Source organism: Chitinophagales bacterium (assembly GCA_017303835.1).
Lineage (GTDB): Bacteria > Bacteroidota > Bacteroidia > Chitinophagales > Chitinophagaceae > JAFLBI01.
Genome location: JAFLBI010000001.1, coordinates 606,798 through 623,932 on the forward strand (window position 1 = coordinate 606,798; position 17,135 = coordinate 623,932).

A 17,135-nucleotide genomic window follows, 5' to 3' on the forward strand; every position below is an offset into this window, starting at 1 on the left:
ATGCTGCAGGTACTGAACATAGCACTCCGTTGGCTGGTTGGGCTCTTGTTCATTGTATCAGGCTTGGTGAAAGTGAACGATCCCGCAGGTTTGAGTTACAAGATGCAGGAATTTTTTGAGGTCTGGGGCTGGCATGGCTTACACGATTATACACTTTGGCTGGCCATTGTTATGAATATTTTTGAAGTGGTGGCCGGTGTTGCGGTGATCACAGGATGGCAGCAGAAATTATTCAACTGGCTGCTGTTGTTGCTCATTGTAGTATTTACATTTCTTACAGGTTATGCGTTATTCTCGGGTAAGATCAAGACCTGTGGCTGCTTCGGCGATTGTTTGCCATTAACGCCTGCCATGTCTTTTGGAAAAGATTTAGTCTTGCTTTGCTTGATTCTTTTGTTCTTCAAAATGCCTTATGCTTCCCGGTTTCAAACGCGCACATCTGTCATGCTGATTGCATTGGCTTTTGTGTTCAGTGCTTGGGCACAGGTATTTGTGCTGAAGCATTTGCCTTTCGTGGATTGTCTACCGTATAAAAAAGGAAACAATATTCTGCAGCAAATGCAGCGTCCAGATGGTTCGATGCCGGATAGTATAAGTATCATGTATCGTTACGCTAAAAATGGCAAAGAACTTAGTTTTGATGCCGAACATTTTCCGGATGATTTCGATAGTACTTATGTCTTTCTCGACAGAATGGATGTCATCATCCGTAAAGGTGATGCAGTGCCGCCAATTACCGATTTTAGTTTATATACGCTAAGTAATACAGATACAACACAAAAACTGTTTCAGTTCATACAGCCGTATTATCTGCTTTTCATGAAAGATGCGTCAGTAAATGACACGCAAGCTTTGCGTGATTTGATACAATCACTCACAGGTACAGATCAACAATGGTGGTTGGTGTCTGCAGATGTAGATGCAGCCTTACAGTATGCAGGTCCTGCACATATTTTGAAAGCGGATGCAACCGTCATCAAAACAGCGGCGAGGGTAAATCCTACCTTATTCAAAATGCGCGGCGCTTTAATTGAAGGCAAGCGTGCTTTGGCAGATGCTGCGAATCTGATTCAACCCAATCCATAACCATGCTGCGCTACCTTGCTAGAAAATTGTTCTACGGTTGCCTTGTTTTGTTGGGCGTGGTCTTACTCATTTTCTTTTTATTTCAAGGTTTTGGTGATCCGGCGAGATTGGTGATCGGCCAAACAGGGGATAGTGCTACACTGAAGAATATCCGCAAAGAGTTGGTATTAGATCAACCCAAATCTGTTCAACTGCTGCAATACCTCAATGATGTGTCGCCTATTGCTGTGCATAGTAAAGCTGAAATTGAACAAAAGCAATTAAGAGGCTGGTTCTTTGGTGCTGGCGAGCAGCAATTCGGGATCAAGTTTCCTTATCTGCGTCAATCATACCAGTCCAAAAAACCGGTTGCAGATGTTTTGTTGGAAGCATTACCCGGCACTTTATTATTGGCAGCTGCAGCTATGCTGTTTGCAACCGTGCTCGGTATTATCCTTGGCGTTATTGCTGCAACCAACAAAGACAGTTGGTTGGATACTGGCGCCGTGTTTTCCAGTGTGTTGGGTATTTCTGCCCCATCTTTTTTTATGGGCATACTCATCGCGTATTTGTTCGGTTTTGTCTGGCATCAATACACGGGCTTACCCATGACAGGCAGCTTGTATGAAACCGATCCTTTCGAAGGAAGACAACTTTCTTTGCAAAACCTCATCCTGCCAGCCTTAACCCTGGGTATTCGTCCACTAGCTATCATAACACAGCTAACTCGTTCAGCGATGCTGGATGTGTTGAAACAGGATTATATCCGTACTGCTTATGCCAAGGGTTTATCGCGCAGCAAAGTAATCTGGAAACATGCGTTGCGGAACGCGTTAAATCCTGTGGTTACGGCTGTAACTGGTTGGTTTGCAGAACTTTTAGCAGGAGCTTTTTTTGTAGAGTATATTTTCGGCTGGAAGGGAATAGGTAAAGTAACCGTTGATGCTTTAGAAAAATTGGATTTCCCAGTTGTTATGGGTAGTGTGTTGCTTACGGCTTCAGGTTTTATCCTAGTCAATATACTGGCCGACTGGCTCTATGGTTGGTTAGACCCTAGAATCAGGTTGAAATAGGGTTGTGACTTTTGTCATGGTTTTTTGCAGAAACTTTCCTCAACTTGAGGGTAATCACACACCCTTAAATCTTCCAGTATGAAATCCTTAGGCTACCTGATTCAGGACAAAGGTGCGCACATCAACTATGTGCAATCCGGCTCACGTGTTATAGATGCTTTGGCATTGATGGCTGTAGAAAACGCTGCGTTTGTCGTTATTATGCAGAATGGCAAATATCTCGGTATTATGACTGAGCGCGATTATGCACAGAAGCTAGTGTTAAAAGGAAAGAAATCCAGTGAAACAACCGTGAATGAAATCATGACAACTGATTTGCCAACTGTAACAACAGATGATTCAGCTGAGCATGCGCTATTGATGATGCGTTCTTTCAGAACGAATATTCTGCCTGTGTTCGAGAATTATGAATTTGCCGGTATTGTAACAGTGAATATGCTGATGGGAGAAGCAATGCGGGAAATGAGTCATTTAGCAGGAAAGTCTGATCAGCATAAAGAATCGTTTTATTACTGGATCTAACGTATCACCACTTCATTGATTACGCGTTCTCCGAAAGCCTCGTTCACGCGGTCGATGATTTGTTGCTTCTGGTATAACAATTCTTGCTTTAAGGGTGCCACCTGTGTGTAGATAAAAAGGGTCTGATTAATAATCTGAATCTTATCAGTATAGCGTGCAATGGTATTGCCCATGAGCTCTGCCCAGATATCTTCTATCTGCAAAGCACGAATACCGTTTTTTAAACGGCTCTTCTCTAAGAAGTATTTCATGGCATCGCCCAAACTATACTCACCCATGAAGTAAAAGTAAGGCTTAAAGTTGGATGATCTCGTATTCGCTGCCGATCTCATTCAGATGTGCTTCCAGTCTTTCTTTGTGGGTGTCTGTAATCAGTACCTGACTATCACTTTCTGTGCAAACCCATTCCAATAATTGGTGCATACGGCGGGCATCTAATTTTTCAAATACATCATCCAATAGTAGGATGGGGGCAAAACCCTTGGCTTGTTTCAACCATTGCCATTCAGCCAGCTTCAACGCAAATAAGAGGCTTTTTCTTTGACCCTGTGAAGCTTCTGTTTTAAACGCTTGCTCATCCATTTTAAATTCCAGATCATCCCGATGAATGCCTGTTGTGGTTCTTTGTAAGATCAAATCCTTTTGCAAGCTTTGTTGCATAAGCTCACGCATGGGGCTATTGTGTAACTGACTTTGGTAATTCACTTGTAATCCATCATCAGCCTGGGCAATCTGCTGATAAAAGCGCAGGACGTTTTCTTTCAGTGTTGCAATAAAGTTGAAACGCTTTTCATAAATCAGTTGTCCTTGTACACTTAACTGATCTGATAAAATGTCCAACACATCCATGCTGCCTTTCTGCTCTTGTAATTGTTTGAGCAAACTGTTTCGTTGCTGCAATAATTTTTGATACAACATCAGGCTTTGCAGGTAAGCAGGATCTGTCTGAGATAAAATCGTATCCATGTATTTCCTGCGTGCCTCGCCGCCTTCATTGATCAGGCCAATATCATCAGGCGCAATCATGACGCAGGGAAACTGGCCGATATGCTGTGAAAACTGTTTGTATGCCTCGCCGTTGAGTAATAATTCCTTTTTGCCTGTTTCGCGAATGATGGCACAAACAGTATCATTTTTCTCTGCGTTACTAAACCTGCCCTCTATACGCATGCCCTGCGCACCATGTAACACATTCGTTTGTTCCGGTCGGGTGAAATAGCTTCGGCTGAAGCAACAATAATAGGCTGCATCCAAGAGATTGGTCTTGCCTGATCCATTGCTGCCACAAATAGCCGTAATGCGCTTTGGAAAAAGAAAGCGTTTCTGGGTATAATTCCTGAATTGGAGCAATTCCAGTTGTTGGAGGTGCAACATGGGCGGCAAAATAGGTTAAGTGCAGAAACCTTCCGAGTCTTTTAGTATAAACTGCCTATTTTTATTCCAAATTCATGGTGCTTGAAGCCGATTCTCACAGAACAACAGATGTCCCTGACGGTAAAGCGACTGGCGCAGCAGGTGTTGGAAAACCATCCGGGACTGGATAATACCGTTTTAATTGGATTACAACCACGTGGCGTACAGCTGAGTAACCGCATTGTACAATTGCTACAGGAGCAGTTATCGCCTAAAAAAGTGGTTTATGGTAAGCTGGATATCACTTTCTACCGTGATGATATCCGGAAAGAACTGCATATCGCCAATAAAACAGAGATTCCATTCAGCATAGAGAACAAAAATGTGGTCCTGATTGATGATGTGCTCTTCACCGGCCGTACCATCCGCTCAGCACTGGATGCTTTGCTTGATTTCGGCAGACCAGCTAAAGTGCAGCTCTGTGTATTAATTGACCGGCGCTTTAGCAGAGAACTGCCCATTCAGCCGGATTATGTGGGTAGAACCATCGACACTTTTGTGTCTCAAAAAGTAAAAGTATACTGGCAGGAGAAGGATGAACGTGATGCTGTAGAACTGCTTGATCATTGAATATTGCGCAAACCATTATCTTCGCACTTTAATGAAACTCTCCACCAAACACCTGCTCGGAATCAGGAGCCTTCAACCAGAAGATATACAGCTTATTCTCTCTACCGCAGCCCAGTTTAAAGAAGTATTACAACGACCGGTTAAAAAAGTGCCATCGCTTCGTGATGTAACCATTGTAAACCTGTTTTACGAGAATTCCACACGCACCCGCATGTCATTTGAACTGGCAGAACGCCGTTTGAGTGCAGACGTCTTAAACTTCGCGGCAAGCACCTCATCTGCAGCCAAGGGGGAAACTTTGTTGGATACAGTGAACAATATCCTGAGCATGAAAGTGGATATGGTGGTGATGCGGCACAGTGCCAGTGGTGCACCGCATTTTCTGTCGCAGCATATTCCCGCAGCCATTGTGAATGCCGGAGATGGTATCAACGAACATCCCACACAAGCTTTGTTGGATGCATTTTCCATGCAGGAGAAATTCGGTAAACTGCAAGGTTTGAAAGTGGCCATCATTGGCGATATCATGCACAGCAGGGTAGCGCTCAGTAATATCTACTTATTAAAGAAAATGGGTGCTGATATTACCGTTGCCGGTCCACCAACACTCATTCCGAAATACATAACTGACGCATTAGGTGTAAACGTTACATACAATGTAGAAGAAGTGCTGCGCTGGTGCGATGTGGCCAACGTGTTGCGTATTCAGTTAGAGCGACAAAACCAACCATTGTTTTCCTCATTAAGAGAATATAACCTGGCTTACGGTATTAATCGCCGTATGCTGGAACGATTGCCCAAAGAAATCACCATCATGCACCCGGGCCCCATCAACAGAGGGGTGGAGCTCGACAGCGATGTGGCTGATGGTCCTCATTCAATTATCCTGAACCAGGTAGAAAACGGTGTGGCCACTAGAATGGCTGTGCTTTATCTCCTTGCGAACAGGGAAAACTAAATGCCATTATGGAACGCATCTGCTTATTTCCCGGAACATTTGATCCCATTACGATTGGACACCTGGATATCATTGATCGTTCCATGGGTTTGTTCGACAAACTCTATGTGGGTATTGGTAAGAATATCAATAAAGCACCCATGTACAGTGATGAACAAAGACTGGAATGGATTCAGGATATCTATAAAGACAATCCTAAAGTAGAAGCACTGATTTATGAGGGCCTTACGATTGAATGTTGTCGTCACGTTGGTGCGAAGTTTATTCTGCGCGGTATCCGTTATGTGAGCGATTTCGAATATGAAAAAGTGATTGCAGATATGAACCGCAGTTTGGATGCGGAAATCGAAACTATTTTCCTTACCTGTTCACCTCAATACACTTCAGTAGCATCTACACTCGTACGCGATGTGATCCGTAACGGTGGTGATGCATCCGCTTTTTTGCCTGCGCCTGTGCGAAAAGATATTTATCCCAACGCGAAGTAGTATTGGTGATTGATTATTATCAATTGAATATTATCAATCGAAAATTGTTAATTGTTAATTGAATTTTGGTAATTGTTGATTGGTGATTGTGTCTTGGCGCAAACAATCATCACGCTTGAATTGTATTACTAACCATTCAACATTCTATCATTCTATCATTCACTCATCCAATCATTAACCCATGTCAATCTGGTTTCACAAAGGGCTTACGGTAGAACAGTTTCAATACCTTGGTAAAAACACATTAGGTGAGCATTTGGGCATGCAGTTCACGGAAATTGGTGATGATTTCATCCGTGGTACCATGCCGGTTGATCATCGTACCCACCAGCCTTATGGCTTATTACATGGTGGTGCTTCTGTTGCATTGGCAGAAACACTGGGCAGTGTAGGTGCTGCTTTAACCGTGGATCATGAAAAGTTTATGTGCGTGGGTTTGGAGATTAATGCCAATCATGTGCGTAGTGTAAGAAGCGGTGTAGTAACAGGTACAGCTAAGCCCATTCATATTGGTGCAACCACACAGGTCTGGGATATTCGCATCACAGATGAGCGCGATAAACTGGTTTGTGTAAGCCGCTTAACTGTGGCTGTGTTGAAGCGTAAATAATTTCTATTCCAGTACCCATAGATCATTGCTGTAGATAAACTCGGTATGATCTGGAGTGCCGCCATACTTGCCGCCGGTCATGTAGATTTTTCCTTTAAATACTGTGGCTGCTAAACCGCCACGGGGCGACCATGGTGCACGTGCAGCCTGCCATTTTTTGCCATCCTTGCTGTACAAGACTTCACTAGAAAATCGACCATTTCTGTTGCAGCCTAAAAGCCAGATATGTTCTTTCCATACAACAGCGGTGTAACCAAAAATTTCTTGTCCGGGTACAATAGCATCGGTTAGTTTTTCCCAATGTATGGCATCGGTGCTGGTCCAAACATCATTATTCAGCATGTATAATTTGTTGTTGTTTGTTACTACTTGACTATTGCTGCGTTTTCCAAATGGCGCTTCTTTTACTACCTGTTGCCATTGTACACCATTGCTGCTTTTCCAGATATCTGCAAAGCTGGTTTGGTTATCTTCTCCACCAATGATCCAAAGCTGGTTTTGAAATACAAATGGGTGATAGAAAAATCTTTGTGGCAATCTGCTTGCTTTAGAAATCGTATCCCAGCTACGCATATTGGTAGAGCTGAAAATGATGGGTCTGAAATCAAATTGCTCAATATTGCCTTTGAAATAACCCAATCCCATCAACTCATTGTTGAACAAGATATAATCCAGAAATGCATGATTGTAGATTGGATTACCTAATGCTGATGCTTTCCATTTTTGTCCGTCTGTACTATACCAGACGCCTTTTGGGTGTAATACCCAAAGGGTATCCCTGAAACTGAATAGCTGATAATTATAACTCTTTGGCCAAGGTGCAGCATTGCTGATTTTGCGCCACTTCGGGCCTTGTTGTGCCATGCTCTGCAGGCTCAGTAAAAGGAGTAGGGTGGTGATGGTTCGCATATCAGTTAGATAAAATTGAGACCAGATTCCATAGCGGTAAAACCGCTTTGTGATTGCCTTAACAGCATCAGATCAAGCCTGCTTCACGAAATACCTGCTGTATTGTTGAATAGCTTTGTTCCAATAATCCCGGCCATTCTTTGGATGATACCCAACGTATTTCCAGAATATCTTCTTCTGTTTGTGGTATCAATGGGGCGTAGATACTTGCACGCATATGGTACCAATGCGATTCCTTGATAACATCTTGTTGCAGCCATTGATCGTAGTATTCATGGCTGGTGGTGCAAATAAATCGGCCCATAATAAGTTCTGTGAGCCCCGTTTCTTCCTTCACTTCCCGCAAAGCGCATTCATCAATGCTTTCTTGTGGGTCTAATTTGCCCTTAGGTAAATCCCATTTCCCCCTGCGGAAAATCATCAGGATCTGTCCCAACTCGTTTTCTACGAGTCCACCGGCTGCTATCAGGGTTCTGTTGGCCATGTTTCGATGTTGAAAATAAGTCGAATAAGCCAAACCACACACAAAGCCGAAGAATTACCTTCGCAGCATGAAGACCAACGAAAAAGCCATTGCAGAGAAACTCTTACAATCTGGTGCGGTAAAACTGAGTCCGGCCCAACCATTTACCTGGGCAAGCGGCTGGAAGAGCCCGATTTATTGTGATAATAGAAAATTATTATCCTTCCCCTATGTGCGTGATTTTGTGAAGAGTGAAATGTGCAATGTGATTTTTGAAGAGTTTGGCGATGCTGCTATGCTGGCAGGCGTTGCAACTGCGGGTATTGCTTGGGGTGCTTTGGCGGCTGATCAGTTGAAACTGCCATATATCTATGTACGACCAAAACCAAAAGAACATGGTTTGGGTAATCAGATTGAAGGTTTTTATGAAGCCGGACAGCAAGTAGTGGTGATAGAGGATCTGATTTCTACCGGTAAAAGTAGTTTACAAGTGGTAGATGTGTTGCGCAAAGCAGGTTTGGAAGTAGTGGGTATGATTTCCATTTTCAATTATGGATTTGATGCTGCCGTTGATGCATTTGCGCAGGCTGGTGTACCATTTATTTCATTGACCAATTATGCGCAATTGGTGCAGATTGGATTAGAGAAAGGTATCATCAGTGCGGAACAGGAATCCCTGTTGTTGGATTGGCGTAAGAATCCTGCGGAATGGGGGAGATAGTTAAGGCAAAAGTTAAAAGCAAAAAGTCAAAAGTAAAAAGTCAAAAGCAAAAAGCCTGCCTGCCGAAGCCTCGGAGTAGGCAAGTGAAAAGCAAAAAGTAAAGGTTAATGAAAAAGATACTTGTAATATTCGCAATGGTGTTGATTGGGTATGCAGCAGATGCACAAGTGATGTCGGCCAAAGCAACTTGGGTTACTGTTAAGTCGAATAACTTAAAATGCTGGCCATGTCAGCAAGCATTGGAGCGTTATTTAACAGTAGAAAATAAATCCAATTTTGAAAGTGGCATTCTCCAATGGAAGATCAATTTGTTACAAGGAGAAATACGCTTACAGTTTTTACCGGATCGTGTAACAGCTGATCAAATTAAGGAAGCCATCACTGGAGCTGGTTTTGATGCAGATGGATTGAAAGCAGATTCGGTAGCCTATAAATCGATTCCACCCATTTGTAAGCGCGCAGAAGATGGCGGAGGGCCGCAAAAAGGCAAGCCCTGCCATTTTCCAAGTAATTAATAAAAAAAGCGAGATGTTCATCATCTCGCTTTTTAGTTAGTTGTCAAATCCACCTCTGCGTTTGGCTTTTACAGGTGCCGGCCAGTTTCTACCGGTTTGAGGATTCACTGGTAAATTGGCTTTTTCTGTAGAGCTGCGTTCCGGATCTTCACATGCCATGTAAACGAGAATTGCGGTAACTATGGCGTTATTGCGTAAATCATCAAATACAATCTTATCGTAAGTATCTCTGTTGGTATGCCAGGTATAGTTGAAGTATGACCAGTTCAAAGCGCCTAATGAAAATGCGGGTGCGCCTACAGCAACAAAAGATGCATGGTCTGAACCGCCGCCGCCCGGTTGACCAGGGAAGGATGTTTTGATAGAGTCTCTGTACTCATTCGGTATTGCGGCAATCCATTTGCCCAGATAGTCTTTTGCTTTCGCGAAACCTGATCCGCCAATATTCACGATTCGACCAGTGCCGTTGTCTTGGTTGAATAATGCTTGCAGATTGCTTACAATCTCCGGATGATCTTCTACAAATGCACGTGAACCATTTAAGCCTTGTTCTTCACTTCCCCAATGACCTACAAGAATAGTGCGCTTGGGATTGGGATATACCTTTTTCAAAATGCGCATGGCTTCCATCATCACCATGGTACCGGTGCCATTATCTGTAGCGCCTGTGCCGCCATCCCATGAATCGAAGTGTGCAGATAGCATCACATATTCATTGGGCTTTTCTGTTCCTTTGATTTCGGCCAATGTGTTGAAAGTGGGCACTTCACCCAATTCCGTTGATTGCGCAAATACGCTGATAATAGGTGCTTTGCCGGATTCTGTTAAGCGATAGAGCAAACCATAATCTTCCAGCATCACATCAATGGTGGGAATTTTCTTGGTAGCTGCATCAAAAATTTTATTTACACCAAAACCTTGGCTCCAGTTACTGCCGATGATACCTGCAGCACCGGCTTTTTCTAATGCCAAAGCAAGCTGGCGATTGTTATAACCAGTTTTGCTAATGCGTTTGCGCCATGCTTCTGTTGCTGCTGTACGCTCTTTTTGCATCGTTTCCATAGATGCTTTGGTGGCAAATTCTTTCCAGTTATAATCGGGGCGACCGGTTGGCTGAGGCATAGAGATCAATACAAATTTGCCTTTTACATTCGGTAACCATGCTTGAAATGCCAACGAGTCAGCTACATCTGCCAAAATAATGGTTTCCGCTTTTACAGGTTTCTTCGTAGCAGGGGAGAAAGCCAATTGGGTGGCTTCTAAAGATTTCACCCAGGGGCTGAGCATGTCTACATGCGTAACGCCACGATCCCAGCCACGCCAGGTACCATAGTTTTCTCTGCGTGCAGGAATGCCATATTGCTGGTATTGCGCAATGGCCCAATCGCTGGCTTGCACCATTTTAGAAGAACCGACTAAACGTGGACCAACGCCATCCATTAATTCATGGCTCATTCTTTTTAGTTGCGAGTTGCTGGTGGCTTCTTGAATAATGGCATTGATTACTGGATCTTGCTGTGCTTGTACCGTATTGCTCAGCAAGGGTGCAGCAAAGATGGCTGCAGTAAAAGCGATTTGACGTATACGCATGTGCATCTGTTTATAACGTAATGATAGCGAAAAGATATTATGGGTTGGGAAGAATGTGATGAATTCAGTGAATAATTAAGAATTAAAAATTATTAATTAATAATTAGGCAAGCCAATCAACTATTGTCAATAATCAATCCCCAATCATTATCTATAGCTGTGCGGGAGATACTATAGGGCCTAATAGATTCATTGGTCTTAATGAAAATGGGGAACGCATTGGGAGGACACAAGAGGATGTTCTAATTCGTAATTACATTTAATGGACGGCTTAAAATTTGTGTAATAAATTTTTATTTGGCTGTTTGCTAATTAATTCTACATTTGTAGAAATAAATATCATTTTGTAGAATGAATCTCACTAAAGCAGAATTACAAGTAATGGAACTCATCTGGCAACAGGAAAAGCTGTTTATGAAAGATTTGTTAGAAGCTTTTCCTGAGCCAAAACCAGCACCTTCCACACTGGCTACTTTGTTAAAGCGTATGCAAGACAAAGGTTTTGTTGGCTATACCTTGTTCGGTAATTCTAGAGAGTACTATGCACTGGTGAAAAAGGAGCAGTATTTTTCAAAAGAAGTGAAAAGCATGATCAAGGGTGCATTTGATAATTCAGCACTCAGCTTCGCTTCTTTTTTCACCACCGCTACCAAACTTTCCGTGGATGAGCTTGAGCAACTGAAAGCTATCATTGATCAAGAATTAAAAAAGAAAAGAAAATGACAACTTTAATGTTGAAAATGTTGATGCTTTCTTTCCTGATGGCTTTACTGTATCAGGTTTTGCTAGCCAAGCAAAAGACATTCCTTTTCAATCGATTGTACTTGCTTGCCGCTTGCCTTTTACCACTGGTCTTGCCATTTGTTAGCATACCTGTGCACATACAAAATAAGGAAGTCTCAGTTGCAAGTGAGTACTTGATTACGGTTGCTAGCACTCAAGAATACATTACCGAACAAGCGGTTAACCCGGCTCTGTCAGCATTGTCAACAAATGCTACACAAGATTTCACTTTATGGTTTTGGGTTGGATATGGTATCATTAGCATATACCTCTTGATTCGGTTCATGTATCGTTTATATGTGCTGTTTGCATTGCGCAGTGGTGATATTATGACTAGCTACGCCGGTATCCCAATGGTACTTGTTCAGGCCCCCATCCAAACATTTAGTTTTTGGCAGACCATTTTTGTGCCCCAGAAAGAGTTTCTTGACAAAGCTATCGCAGAAGAAGTACTTCAACATGAAGCTGCCCATTGTAGGCAAATGCATAGTATAGATGTACTTCTGGCAGAATTACTTCTAGTTTTTACTTGGTGGAATCCGGTAAACTGGATATTGAAATCTGCTATTCGTCTCAATCATGAGTTTTTGGCCGATCAAGCTGTGGTAGGAGACAAAGCGGATACTAAACTGAATTACCTGCAATTGTTATTGCAGACAGTTGTTACTCAGAATAGATTTCAATTTGGCTCTGATTTTAATAAAGCTTGCTTAAAAAAAAGATTTATCATGATACAAAAAACATCATCCAGCAAACCTGTGATTTACTGTAAAAACGGTTTACTTATCCTTGCCGTTGCATTCATTAGTCTTTGTTCATTTTCTTATGATACTGACATGCCTACAATGCTCCAATCCTTAACTGGGGATACTGTACCCAAAATCACAATACCGTTACAACGATATCAGCCTAATGGTTTTGATTCTGCCTTTATCTCGAAAAGCTTTTCCTCAACTAAAGAAGGGGTAAGTCATGAGGAAATGGATACTTATTATCGCATTACAGATAAATACAATGAAGCACGACTGCAGAAAAAACAGAAGCGATTGGAAGTGAGTGATGTTGATAAAAAGACGCTTAAGGATATTTACGGCAGGATGAGTCCTGAGCAGCAGATGAAAGTGCCGGTTAAGTTTATCAAGAGATGGCCTCCTTTTGGCAAACAAGTACCTTCCGAAGCCTTGTTTGCTAAATTCAAGAATTCAGCTGTCTATGGCGTTTGGATTGACGATAAGAAAGTGTCTAATGAAGTTTTGACAAAGTATAAGGCTGCAGACTTTGCACATTATAGTGTTAGCAAGTTATATGGCGGCGCTAAGAAAGGTAGAAATTATACGCATCAGTTAAATTTGATGACAAATGAAGGTTACGCTAAGTATTTGGAAGAATATAAAGCGCTTGCTAACGAACCGGTGATGCTATTTAGTTGGCGAGCTGCTGTAGTTAAAGTGAATTAAGCTATCTAAGCTCCCCAAAAGAACTTTGAAGAAAGAACAGTCAATCAATCAATCAATAATCAATATTCAATAACCAATCATTTCCGCATAATCTTTTCCAGCGACTTACCCTTGGCTAGTTCATCTACCAGTTTGTCGAGATAACGAACCTGTTGGGTGAGCGGGTTTTCAATATTCTCTACGCGAATGCCGCAGATGAGCCCGGTAATCAGGGATGCATTTGGGTGGAGTGTGGCTTCTTGAAAGAAATCAGCAAAATTAGTTTTGGCGCTAAGGTGTTGTTGCAAGGCTTTGTCTGAGTAGCCAGTGAGCCATTGAATCACTGCATGTAATTCAGCAACCGTTCTGCCTTTCTTCTCCACCTTGGCTACATAGTGCGGATATACCGATGCAAAAGACATCTTGGCAATGCGTTCGTCTTGATTTGTGTTCATGCAGTTATGCCGAATTTATGGAAATCTATAGATTTTATAGGATCAGCCAATCCTTTTTTGCAATTCTTATCCATTTGCCATCAATCATTTGAAAAACCAATGCGATTGACCCAAAATAGGTTTCGTCAAGCGTTTGTTGGATGTTTTCTTTATAAAAAACAGTCATGTCAATAAACGCAAATTTTTTATCATCAGAAATCAATGGTTCACTCGTAACGAAATAAAAGCCGGTTAATGTAGATGATGATGATATGGTCTTGAAATTGCGACCGTTTAAAGATATTTTTTTGCGCTTGAAAGTTTGTGACTTGTTCCGTAATTGTTGTTTTGTAGAGTCTGGGATAAGCACATCTAATGTCTGGTTTGCAAATAGATAGCTATGAAAATAGGGGTGATGTTCATCGTGTTGAATTTGTTGTATAACAGCATTCTTTTGCTTGTTTTCAAAATCTTTCAGCCAAAACCTATTGCCATCCCATGTTTGTGTGGTGCTGATAATGAAAAAGAAGTTGGGCATTTTACGATCCATTAGCGTGGTCAGCCTGAAATTGCTAGTATCGCTAAATGTTAGTTGATAGATCACTTGCTTTTGTGCGTGGCTAAGTATTGTGGTTAAACAAGCCAGAAAAATAAGCATCTGTTTCATGTGGATTGAAGCTAGTGAATATAACGGCCAGGGCTTTGTGCAGTGGCCGATCGGAGTTACGAAAAGCCGGGTGCGAAATACCCACCGGAGATTAAAAGTACTTTTTTAAAGATCATATTTTAAAAGGCCGTGACAGCCCGATATGCTGCCGACCTATATTCTGTCGATGATATTTTGTTCTGACGGCCATTGCACAAAACCCAATGTTGTCAGCAGCCTTTTCTCTTCATCAAGTCCTGCTTCTTATTTTTCTAAGTGAATTTGAATCCCTATGTTTAATTGTATGCTATTTTTTGAAGTTCTATTATATCCCTTTGCATTCAATATTGTGTTGTTATAACCCAAAAGAAACTCCAAACCGACGGATGAATTAAAATATATGACTGGTCCTAGTCCTGCCGAAAATATACTTTGTCTCTCACTAAACGGTTTTGGAGAACCAATTCCATATTGGTAAGCTGCTTCAATAAGAATATTAAATGACTTTTCCGTGTCAAGGAAATAATAGCGGCTGAACGGACCTATCACAAATCTGAATTGTGTAAGCTTCCCACCGCTTCCTAATACCGAGCCATCAGGAGCAAAGGCATCTCCTGCTTTTCCTTTTTCCCAAGTTAAGGCAGGTCGTAGTCCAACTGCAAACTTGTCTTTGATAAAGTAGCCGATATTGGGTGAAACACTAATGTTAAATGCCTTTACGTTCTGTTCCCGTGCAGGCGAAACACTTGTATTCGTGCTGCTATATGCCGACAATTGTCCGGAGCCGCCGGCTAACCAATTTCCTTTTGATATTTGACCGAAACTTGATTGAAATAAAAGGATTGCAAGAAGAAAAAGAAATGTTTTTCTCATGAGGTTTGATTGTTATCTAAAATTCGAAAACAAAAGTGTTTGTGAAAATCCTTTTATATAATATATTGTTAAGCTAATGGGTAGAGTGCCATCGGGTTGCTGACAACTCATAAATATACGCAATAGAACTCCCTGAATTAATGGATATGGAGAAAAATCATCATTGAAAATCATTCATTTGCTATTATACTTTTTGTATTGTAATTGCGTCAATACAATGCTAATAGTATTCTTTCTTAACTACATTACTTAGCGCTGCATATGGTATTGTGATATCAATCATACCTACTGCATAAGATGCAATTTCATAAGGGTTATAGATTAGTCTAAGTCCTTTCTCGGTTAAGGCAAATGAATAAGCCAGCGGTATGGTATTATTCTGTATAAACAAGCCCATTTCTGCTACCGGTGTAGTGGTGGGTATTTCCAGGTGTTGTGCAATGGCTTTTTGTAGTAGGGGTTGAATTGCTTTTTCAGCATCAGGCAAGAGTATGTCATTCCAACTCAGTCGATTACCGGCTTGTGTAAACTGATACAACTGTGTGCCATAATTGCCATGCGCGCCACCGCTGTATTCATAGGCATACATGCTAAGTGTGTACAGGTCTTTGTAAACGGGTAGTAAAATATTTTTTGCCTGATAGCTCCAACCATTAGCCGGGCCAATACCCTTCATCTCTTTTGCAAAATTTTCATAGTGTGCGAAAAAACTATCGATACCGCTTTTTGCATCTGCCGCACCATTAAAACTTTGTTTGAGATACTGGTTTAGGGTATCAGCCAAAGCAGATTGGTTTCCAATCACCGGATATACCATACTGGCTTCCGCAGTATCACCGGAGGCATAACCTTTTCTAATGCCTATTGAATCCATGGTATAGGTCAAACTGTCTTTGGCAACTGTAGTAGCTGTTTCTTCAGCCGTCTGATTACCGCATGCTGCAAACACGGGTATGGCTATCATGCAGGTGATAAATTGTTGGATCTTCATGTTTTATGTTTCTACTTCAATTTAAGTAAAGTATGTAAGCTTTAAGCAAGTTGAACAAAGAACAATAGAACAGGGGAACAAGGAACAGAAGAAGGAAGAATCGAGGGACTAGGAAAGAAAAACGACTAGCGTAAGGAATATTGAACAGATGAACAATAGAACAAGGAACAGATGAAGGCAGAAAGCTTAGGGCAGATAGTTTAATGCATAAAACAGAACGTAATATTTGTTGCCTTAAGGATTTTTTTTAATCTATATCCCCTCCTTGGCGAGGAGGGCCTGTCATCTGTAGCTTTAGCGAAAGATGAGTGGCATGTGTGCAACACATGACGGGGTGGTGCAGATACCCCTCAGTCTCCTTCGGAGACAGCTCCCCTTGGCAGGGGAGCACATTAAATTGTAGGGATTCTTCGCGATCCTTTGCGTCTTCGCGCTTGTCCAACGAAGCTTTAACGGTTTACCATCCATAGCCTTAGCGAAGGATGGAGTTGGGACTTTGCGGTTACTCCTACATTAATCTTAAATCTCAAATCAAAAATCACAAATCTTCAATAGTCAATAACCAATAACTCGGGCAACAAAACCCGCTTTGCAAGGCTCTTTTAAGCCTAAACCCTTTATTTAAGGGGTAGGCAGAAAGGGGCTGCCTCAAGGCAAACCGCTATTTTTGTGTTTACCATATACCCGAACTATCGCTTCTTCAAGCAATTGAAGGGGAGGAAAGTCCGGACAGCACAGGGCAACCCATCCCGCTAACGGCGGGACCATCGGGCAACCGGTGAGAGACAGTGCCACAGAAAATAACTACCTCAGCAGGTGCAAGCCTGTTGCGGAAAAGGTGAAAACGTGGGGTAAGAGCCCACGGTTCGTTGTGGAAACGCAACGTTCGGGTAAACCTTGGGTGCTGTAATGCCACGTATAGTAACCGTAAAAGCGGCTCGCTTGTATTCCGAAAGGAATGGGTTACGGGGTAGGCAGCTTGATTCGCAGAGCAATCTGCAGAACAGATAAATGATAGTGTAGAAACAGAATCCGGCTTACGAGGTATATGGTTTTATCCAAATCTGCTGAAGAA

General features: G+C 42.0%; 20 protein-coding genes and 1 other RNA gene. 12 read left to right on the forward strand and 9 right to left on the reverse strand.

Going from position 1 to position 17,135, the window contains the following annotated elements; translation table 11 throughout:
* The 3 genes from J0L83_02715 (at position 1) to J0L83_02725 (ending at position 2,660) form a co-directional block, all read left to right on the forward strand.
* Positions 1-1,086 carry a DoxX family protein gene (locus tag J0L83_02715; GenBank protein ID MBN8663456.1) on the forward strand — a complete coding sequence of 362 codons (1,086 nt, stop codon included), beginning with the start codon at positions 1-3 and terminating at the stop codon, positions 1,084-1,086.
* Between the two features lie 2 nt (positions 1,087-1,088).
* On the forward strand, positions 1,089-2,138 hold the full coding sequence (locus J0L83_02720; protein MBN8663457.1) for an ABC transporter permease: 1,050 nt from the start codon (positions 1,089-1,091) through the stop codon (positions 2,136-2,138).
* Between the two features lie 78 nt (positions 2,139-2,216).
* The gene (locus tag J0L83_02725; protein ID MBN8663458.1) at positions 2,217-2,660 is read left to right on the forward strand and encodes a CBS domain-containing protein; all 444 of its coding nucleotides are present in this window, start codon (positions 2,217-2,219) and stop codon (positions 2,658-2,660) included.
* Here J0L83_02725 and J0L83_02730 read toward each other — a convergent pair.
* On the reverse strand, positions 2,657-2,938 hold the full coding sequence (locus J0L83_02730; GenBank protein ID MBN8663459.1) for a DUF721 domain-containing protein: 282 nt from the start codon (positions 2,936-2,938) through the stop codon (positions 2,657-2,659). The two genes, J0L83_02725 and J0L83_02730, sit on opposite strands and share 4 nt — an antisense overlap.
* Positions 2,939-2,954: 16 nt before the next feature.
* Complete coding sequence (gene recF, locus J0L83_02735; GenBank protein MBN8663460.1) at positions 2,955-4,034, reverse strand: DNA replication and repair protein RecF; 1,080 nt, start codon at positions 4,032-4,034, stop codon at positions 2,955-2,957.
* Positions 4,035-4,115: 81 nt separating this feature from the next.
* Between recF and pyrR the strand changes: the two genes are divergently transcribed.
* The 4 genes from pyrR to J0L83_02755 all read left to right on the forward strand — a co-directional run bounded on the left by pyrR (position 4,116) and on the right by J0L83_02755 (position 6,699).
* Positions 4,116-4,643 (forward strand): bifunctional pyr operon transcriptional regulator/uracil phosphoribosyltransferase PyrR, encoded by a 528-nt coding sequence (gene pyrR, locus J0L83_02740; protein MBN8663461.1) that lies wholly within the window; start codon positions 4,116-4,118, stop codon positions 4,641-4,643.
* 31 nt (positions 4,644-4,674) lie between these two features.
* Positions 4,675-5,601 (forward strand): aspartate carbamoyltransferase catalytic subunit, encoded by a 927-nt coding sequence (locus tag J0L83_02745; GenBank protein MBN8663462.1) that lies wholly within the window; start codon positions 4,675-4,677, stop codon positions 5,599-5,601.
* 8 nt (positions 5,602-5,609) lie between these two features.
* The gene (coaD, locus tag J0L83_02750; protein MBN8663463.1) at positions 5,610-6,089 is read left to right on the forward strand and encodes a pantetheine-phosphate adenylyltransferase; all 480 of its coding nucleotides are present in this window, start codon (positions 5,610-5,612) and stop codon (positions 6,087-6,089) included.
* Between the two features lie 181 nt (positions 6,090-6,270).
* Positions 6,271-6,699, forward strand: coding sequence for a hotdog fold thioesterase (locus J0L83_02755; GenBank protein MBN8663464.1), 429 nt, complete (start codon positions 6,271-6,273; stop codon positions 6,697-6,699).
* Positions 6,700-6,702: 3 nt separating this feature from the next.
* Here the strand turns inward: J0L83_02755 and J0L83_02760 are convergent, their stop codons facing one another.
* Both J0L83_02760 and J0L83_02765 read right to left on the reverse strand, forming a co-directional pair.
* Positions 6,703-7,608 (reverse strand): hypothetical protein, encoded by a 906-nt coding sequence (locus tag J0L83_02760; GenBank protein MBN8663465.1) that lies wholly within the window; start codon positions 7,606-7,608, stop codon positions 6,703-6,705.
* A 67-nt stretch (positions 7,609-7,675) separates the two neighbouring features.
* Positions 7,676-8,092, reverse strand: coding sequence for an NUDIX domain-containing protein (locus J0L83_02765; protein ID MBN8663466.1), 417 nt, complete (start codon positions 8,090-8,092; stop codon positions 7,676-7,678).
* A gap of 67 nt (positions 8,093-8,159) precedes the next feature.
* Between J0L83_02765 and J0L83_02770 the strand changes: the two genes are divergently transcribed.
* A complete protein-coding gene (locus J0L83_02770; protein MBN8663467.1) occupies positions 8,160-8,792 on the forward strand; it encodes an orotate phosphoribosyltransferase in 633 nt (210 codons plus the stop codon).
* A gap of 107 nt (positions 8,793-8,899) precedes the next feature.
* Positions 8,900-9,307 carry a hypothetical protein gene (locus J0L83_02775; GenBank protein ID MBN8663468.1) on the forward strand — a complete coding sequence of 136 codons (408 nt, stop codon included), beginning with the start codon at positions 8,900-8,902 and terminating at the stop codon, positions 9,305-9,307.
* A gap of 36 nt (positions 9,308-9,343) precedes the next feature.
* On the opposite strand, the gene J0L83_02780 is transcribed toward J0L83_02775, so the two are convergent.
* Positions 9,344-10,897, reverse strand: coding sequence for a M20/M25/M40 family metallo-hydrolase (locus J0L83_02780; GenBank protein ID MBN8663469.1), 1,554 nt, complete (start codon positions 10,895-10,897; stop codon positions 9,344-9,346).
* Between the two features lie 351 nt (positions 10,898-11,248).
* Here J0L83_02780 and J0L83_02785 point away from each other — a divergent pair, with 351 nt between their 5' ends.
* Entirely contained in the window at positions 11,249-11,620 is a 372-nt protein-coding gene (locus J0L83_02785) for a BlaI/MecI/CopY family transcriptional regulator (GenBank protein ID MBN8663470.1), read from the forward strand.
* Complete coding sequence (locus J0L83_02790; protein MBN8663471.1) at positions 11,617-13,137, forward strand: hypothetical protein; 1,521 nt, start codon at positions 11,617-11,619, stop codon at positions 13,135-13,137. The genes J0L83_02785 and J0L83_02790 overlap by 4 nt, the downstream gene beginning before the upstream one ends.
* Before the next feature lie 77 nt (positions 13,138-13,214).
* Here J0L83_02790 and J0L83_02795 read toward each other — a convergent pair whose 3' ends face one another.
* From J0L83_02795 to J0L83_02810, 4 genes are all read right to left on the reverse strand, one after another.
* Positions 13,215-13,571: a DUF2200 domain-containing protein gene (locus tag J0L83_02795; GenBank protein ID MBN8663472.1), complete on the reverse strand. Its 357-nt coding sequence runs from the start codon at positions 13,569-13,571 to the stop codon at positions 13,215-13,217.
* A gap of 34 nt (positions 13,572-13,605) precedes the next feature.
* Entirely contained in the window at positions 13,606-14,217 is a 612-nt protein-coding gene (locus tag J0L83_02800) for a hypothetical protein (GenBank protein MBN8663473.1), read from the reverse strand.
* 243 nt (positions 14,218-14,460) lie between these two features.
* A complete protein-coding gene (locus J0L83_02805) occupies positions 14,461-15,069 on the reverse strand; it encodes a hypothetical protein (GenBank protein ID MBN8663474.1) in 609 nt (202 codons plus the stop codon).
* A 220-nt stretch (positions 15,070-15,289) separates the two neighbouring features.
* A complete protein-coding gene (locus tag J0L83_02810) occupies positions 15,290-16,060 on the reverse strand; it encodes a DUF3298 domain-containing protein (protein ID MBN8663475.1) in 771 nt (256 codons plus the stop codon).
* A 676-nt stretch (positions 16,061-16,736) separates the two neighbouring features.
* On the opposite strand from J0L83_02810, the gene rnpB reads away from it, so the two are divergent.
* An RNA gene (rnpB, locus tag J0L83_02815) (RNase P RNA component class A) lies at positions 16,737-17,116 on the forward strand.
* Positions 17,117-17,135: the final 19 nt, after the last annotated feature.

Excerpts from the sequence above, each read along its gene's own strand:
- J0L83_02715 (MBN8663456.1), top strand. The coding sequence starts at position 1 with ATGCTGCAGGTACTGAACATAGCACTCCGTTGGCTGGTTGGGCTCTTG.
- J0L83_02720 (MBN8663457.1), top strand. The coding sequence starts at position 1,089 with ATGCTGCGCTACCTTGCTAGAAAATTGTTCTACGGTTGCCTTGTTTTG.
- J0L83_02725 (MBN8663458.1), top strand. The coding sequence starts at position 2,217 with ATGAAATCCTTAGGCTACCTGATTCAGGACAAAGGTGCGCACATCAAC.
- J0L83_02730 (MBN8663459.1), bottom strand. The coding sequence starts at position 2,938 with ATGGGTGAGTATAGTTTGGGCGATGCCATGAAATACTTCTTAGAGAAG.
- recF (MBN8663460.1), bottom strand. The coding sequence starts at position 4,034 with ATGTTGCACCTCCAACAACTGGAATTGCTCCAATTCAGGAATTATACC.
- J0L83_02745 (MBN8663462.1), top strand. The coding sequence starts at position 4,675 with ATGAAACTCTCCACCAAACACCTGCTCGGAATCAGGAGCCTTCAACCA.
- coaD (MBN8663463.1), top strand. The coding sequence starts at position 5,610 with ATGGAACGCATCTGCTTATTTCCCGGAACATTTGATCCCATTACGATT.
- J0L83_02755 (MBN8663464.1), top strand. The coding sequence starts at position 6,271 with ATGTCAATCTGGTTTCACAAAGGGCTTACGGTAGAACAGTTTCAATAC.
- J0L83_02760 (MBN8663465.1), bottom strand. The coding sequence starts at position 7,608 with ATGCGAACCATCACCACCCTACTCCTTTTACTGAGCCTGCAGAGCATG.
- J0L83_02765 (MBN8663466.1), bottom strand. The coding sequence starts at position 8,092 with ATGGCCAACAGAACCCTGATAGCAGCCGGTGGACTCGTAGAAAACGAG.
- J0L83_02770 (MBN8663467.1), top strand. The coding sequence starts at position 8,160 with ATGAAGACCAACGAAAAAGCCATTGCAGAGAAACTCTTACAATCTGGT.
- J0L83_02775 (MBN8663468.1), top strand. The coding sequence starts at position 8,900 with ATGAAAAAGATACTTGTAATATTCGCAATGGTGTTGATTGGGTATGCA.
- J0L83_02780 (MBN8663469.1), bottom strand. The coding sequence starts at position 10,897 with ATGCGTATACGTCAAATCGCTTTTACTGCAGCCATCTTTGCTGCACCC.
- J0L83_02785 (MBN8663470.1), top strand. The coding sequence starts at position 11,249 with ATGAATCTCACTAAAGCAGAATTACAAGTAATGGAACTCATCTGGCAA.
- J0L83_02790 (MBN8663471.1), top strand. The coding sequence starts at position 11,617 with ATGACAACTTTAATGTTGAAAATGTTGATGCTTTCTTTCCTGATGGCT.
- J0L83_02795 (MBN8663472.1), bottom strand. The coding sequence starts at position 13,571 with ATGAACACAAATCAAGACGAACGCATTGCCAAGATGTCTTTTGCATCG.
- J0L83_02800 (MBN8663473.1), bottom strand. The coding sequence starts at position 14,217 with ATGAAACAGATGCTTATTTTTCTGGCTTGTTTAACCACAATACTTAGC.
- J0L83_02805 (MBN8663474.1), bottom strand. The coding sequence starts at position 15,069 with ATGAGAAAAACATTTCTTTTTCTTCTTGCAATCCTTTTATTTCAATCA.
- J0L83_02810 (MBN8663475.1), bottom strand. The coding sequence starts at position 16,060 with ATGAAGATCCAACAATTTATCACCTGCATGATAGCCATACCCGTGTTT.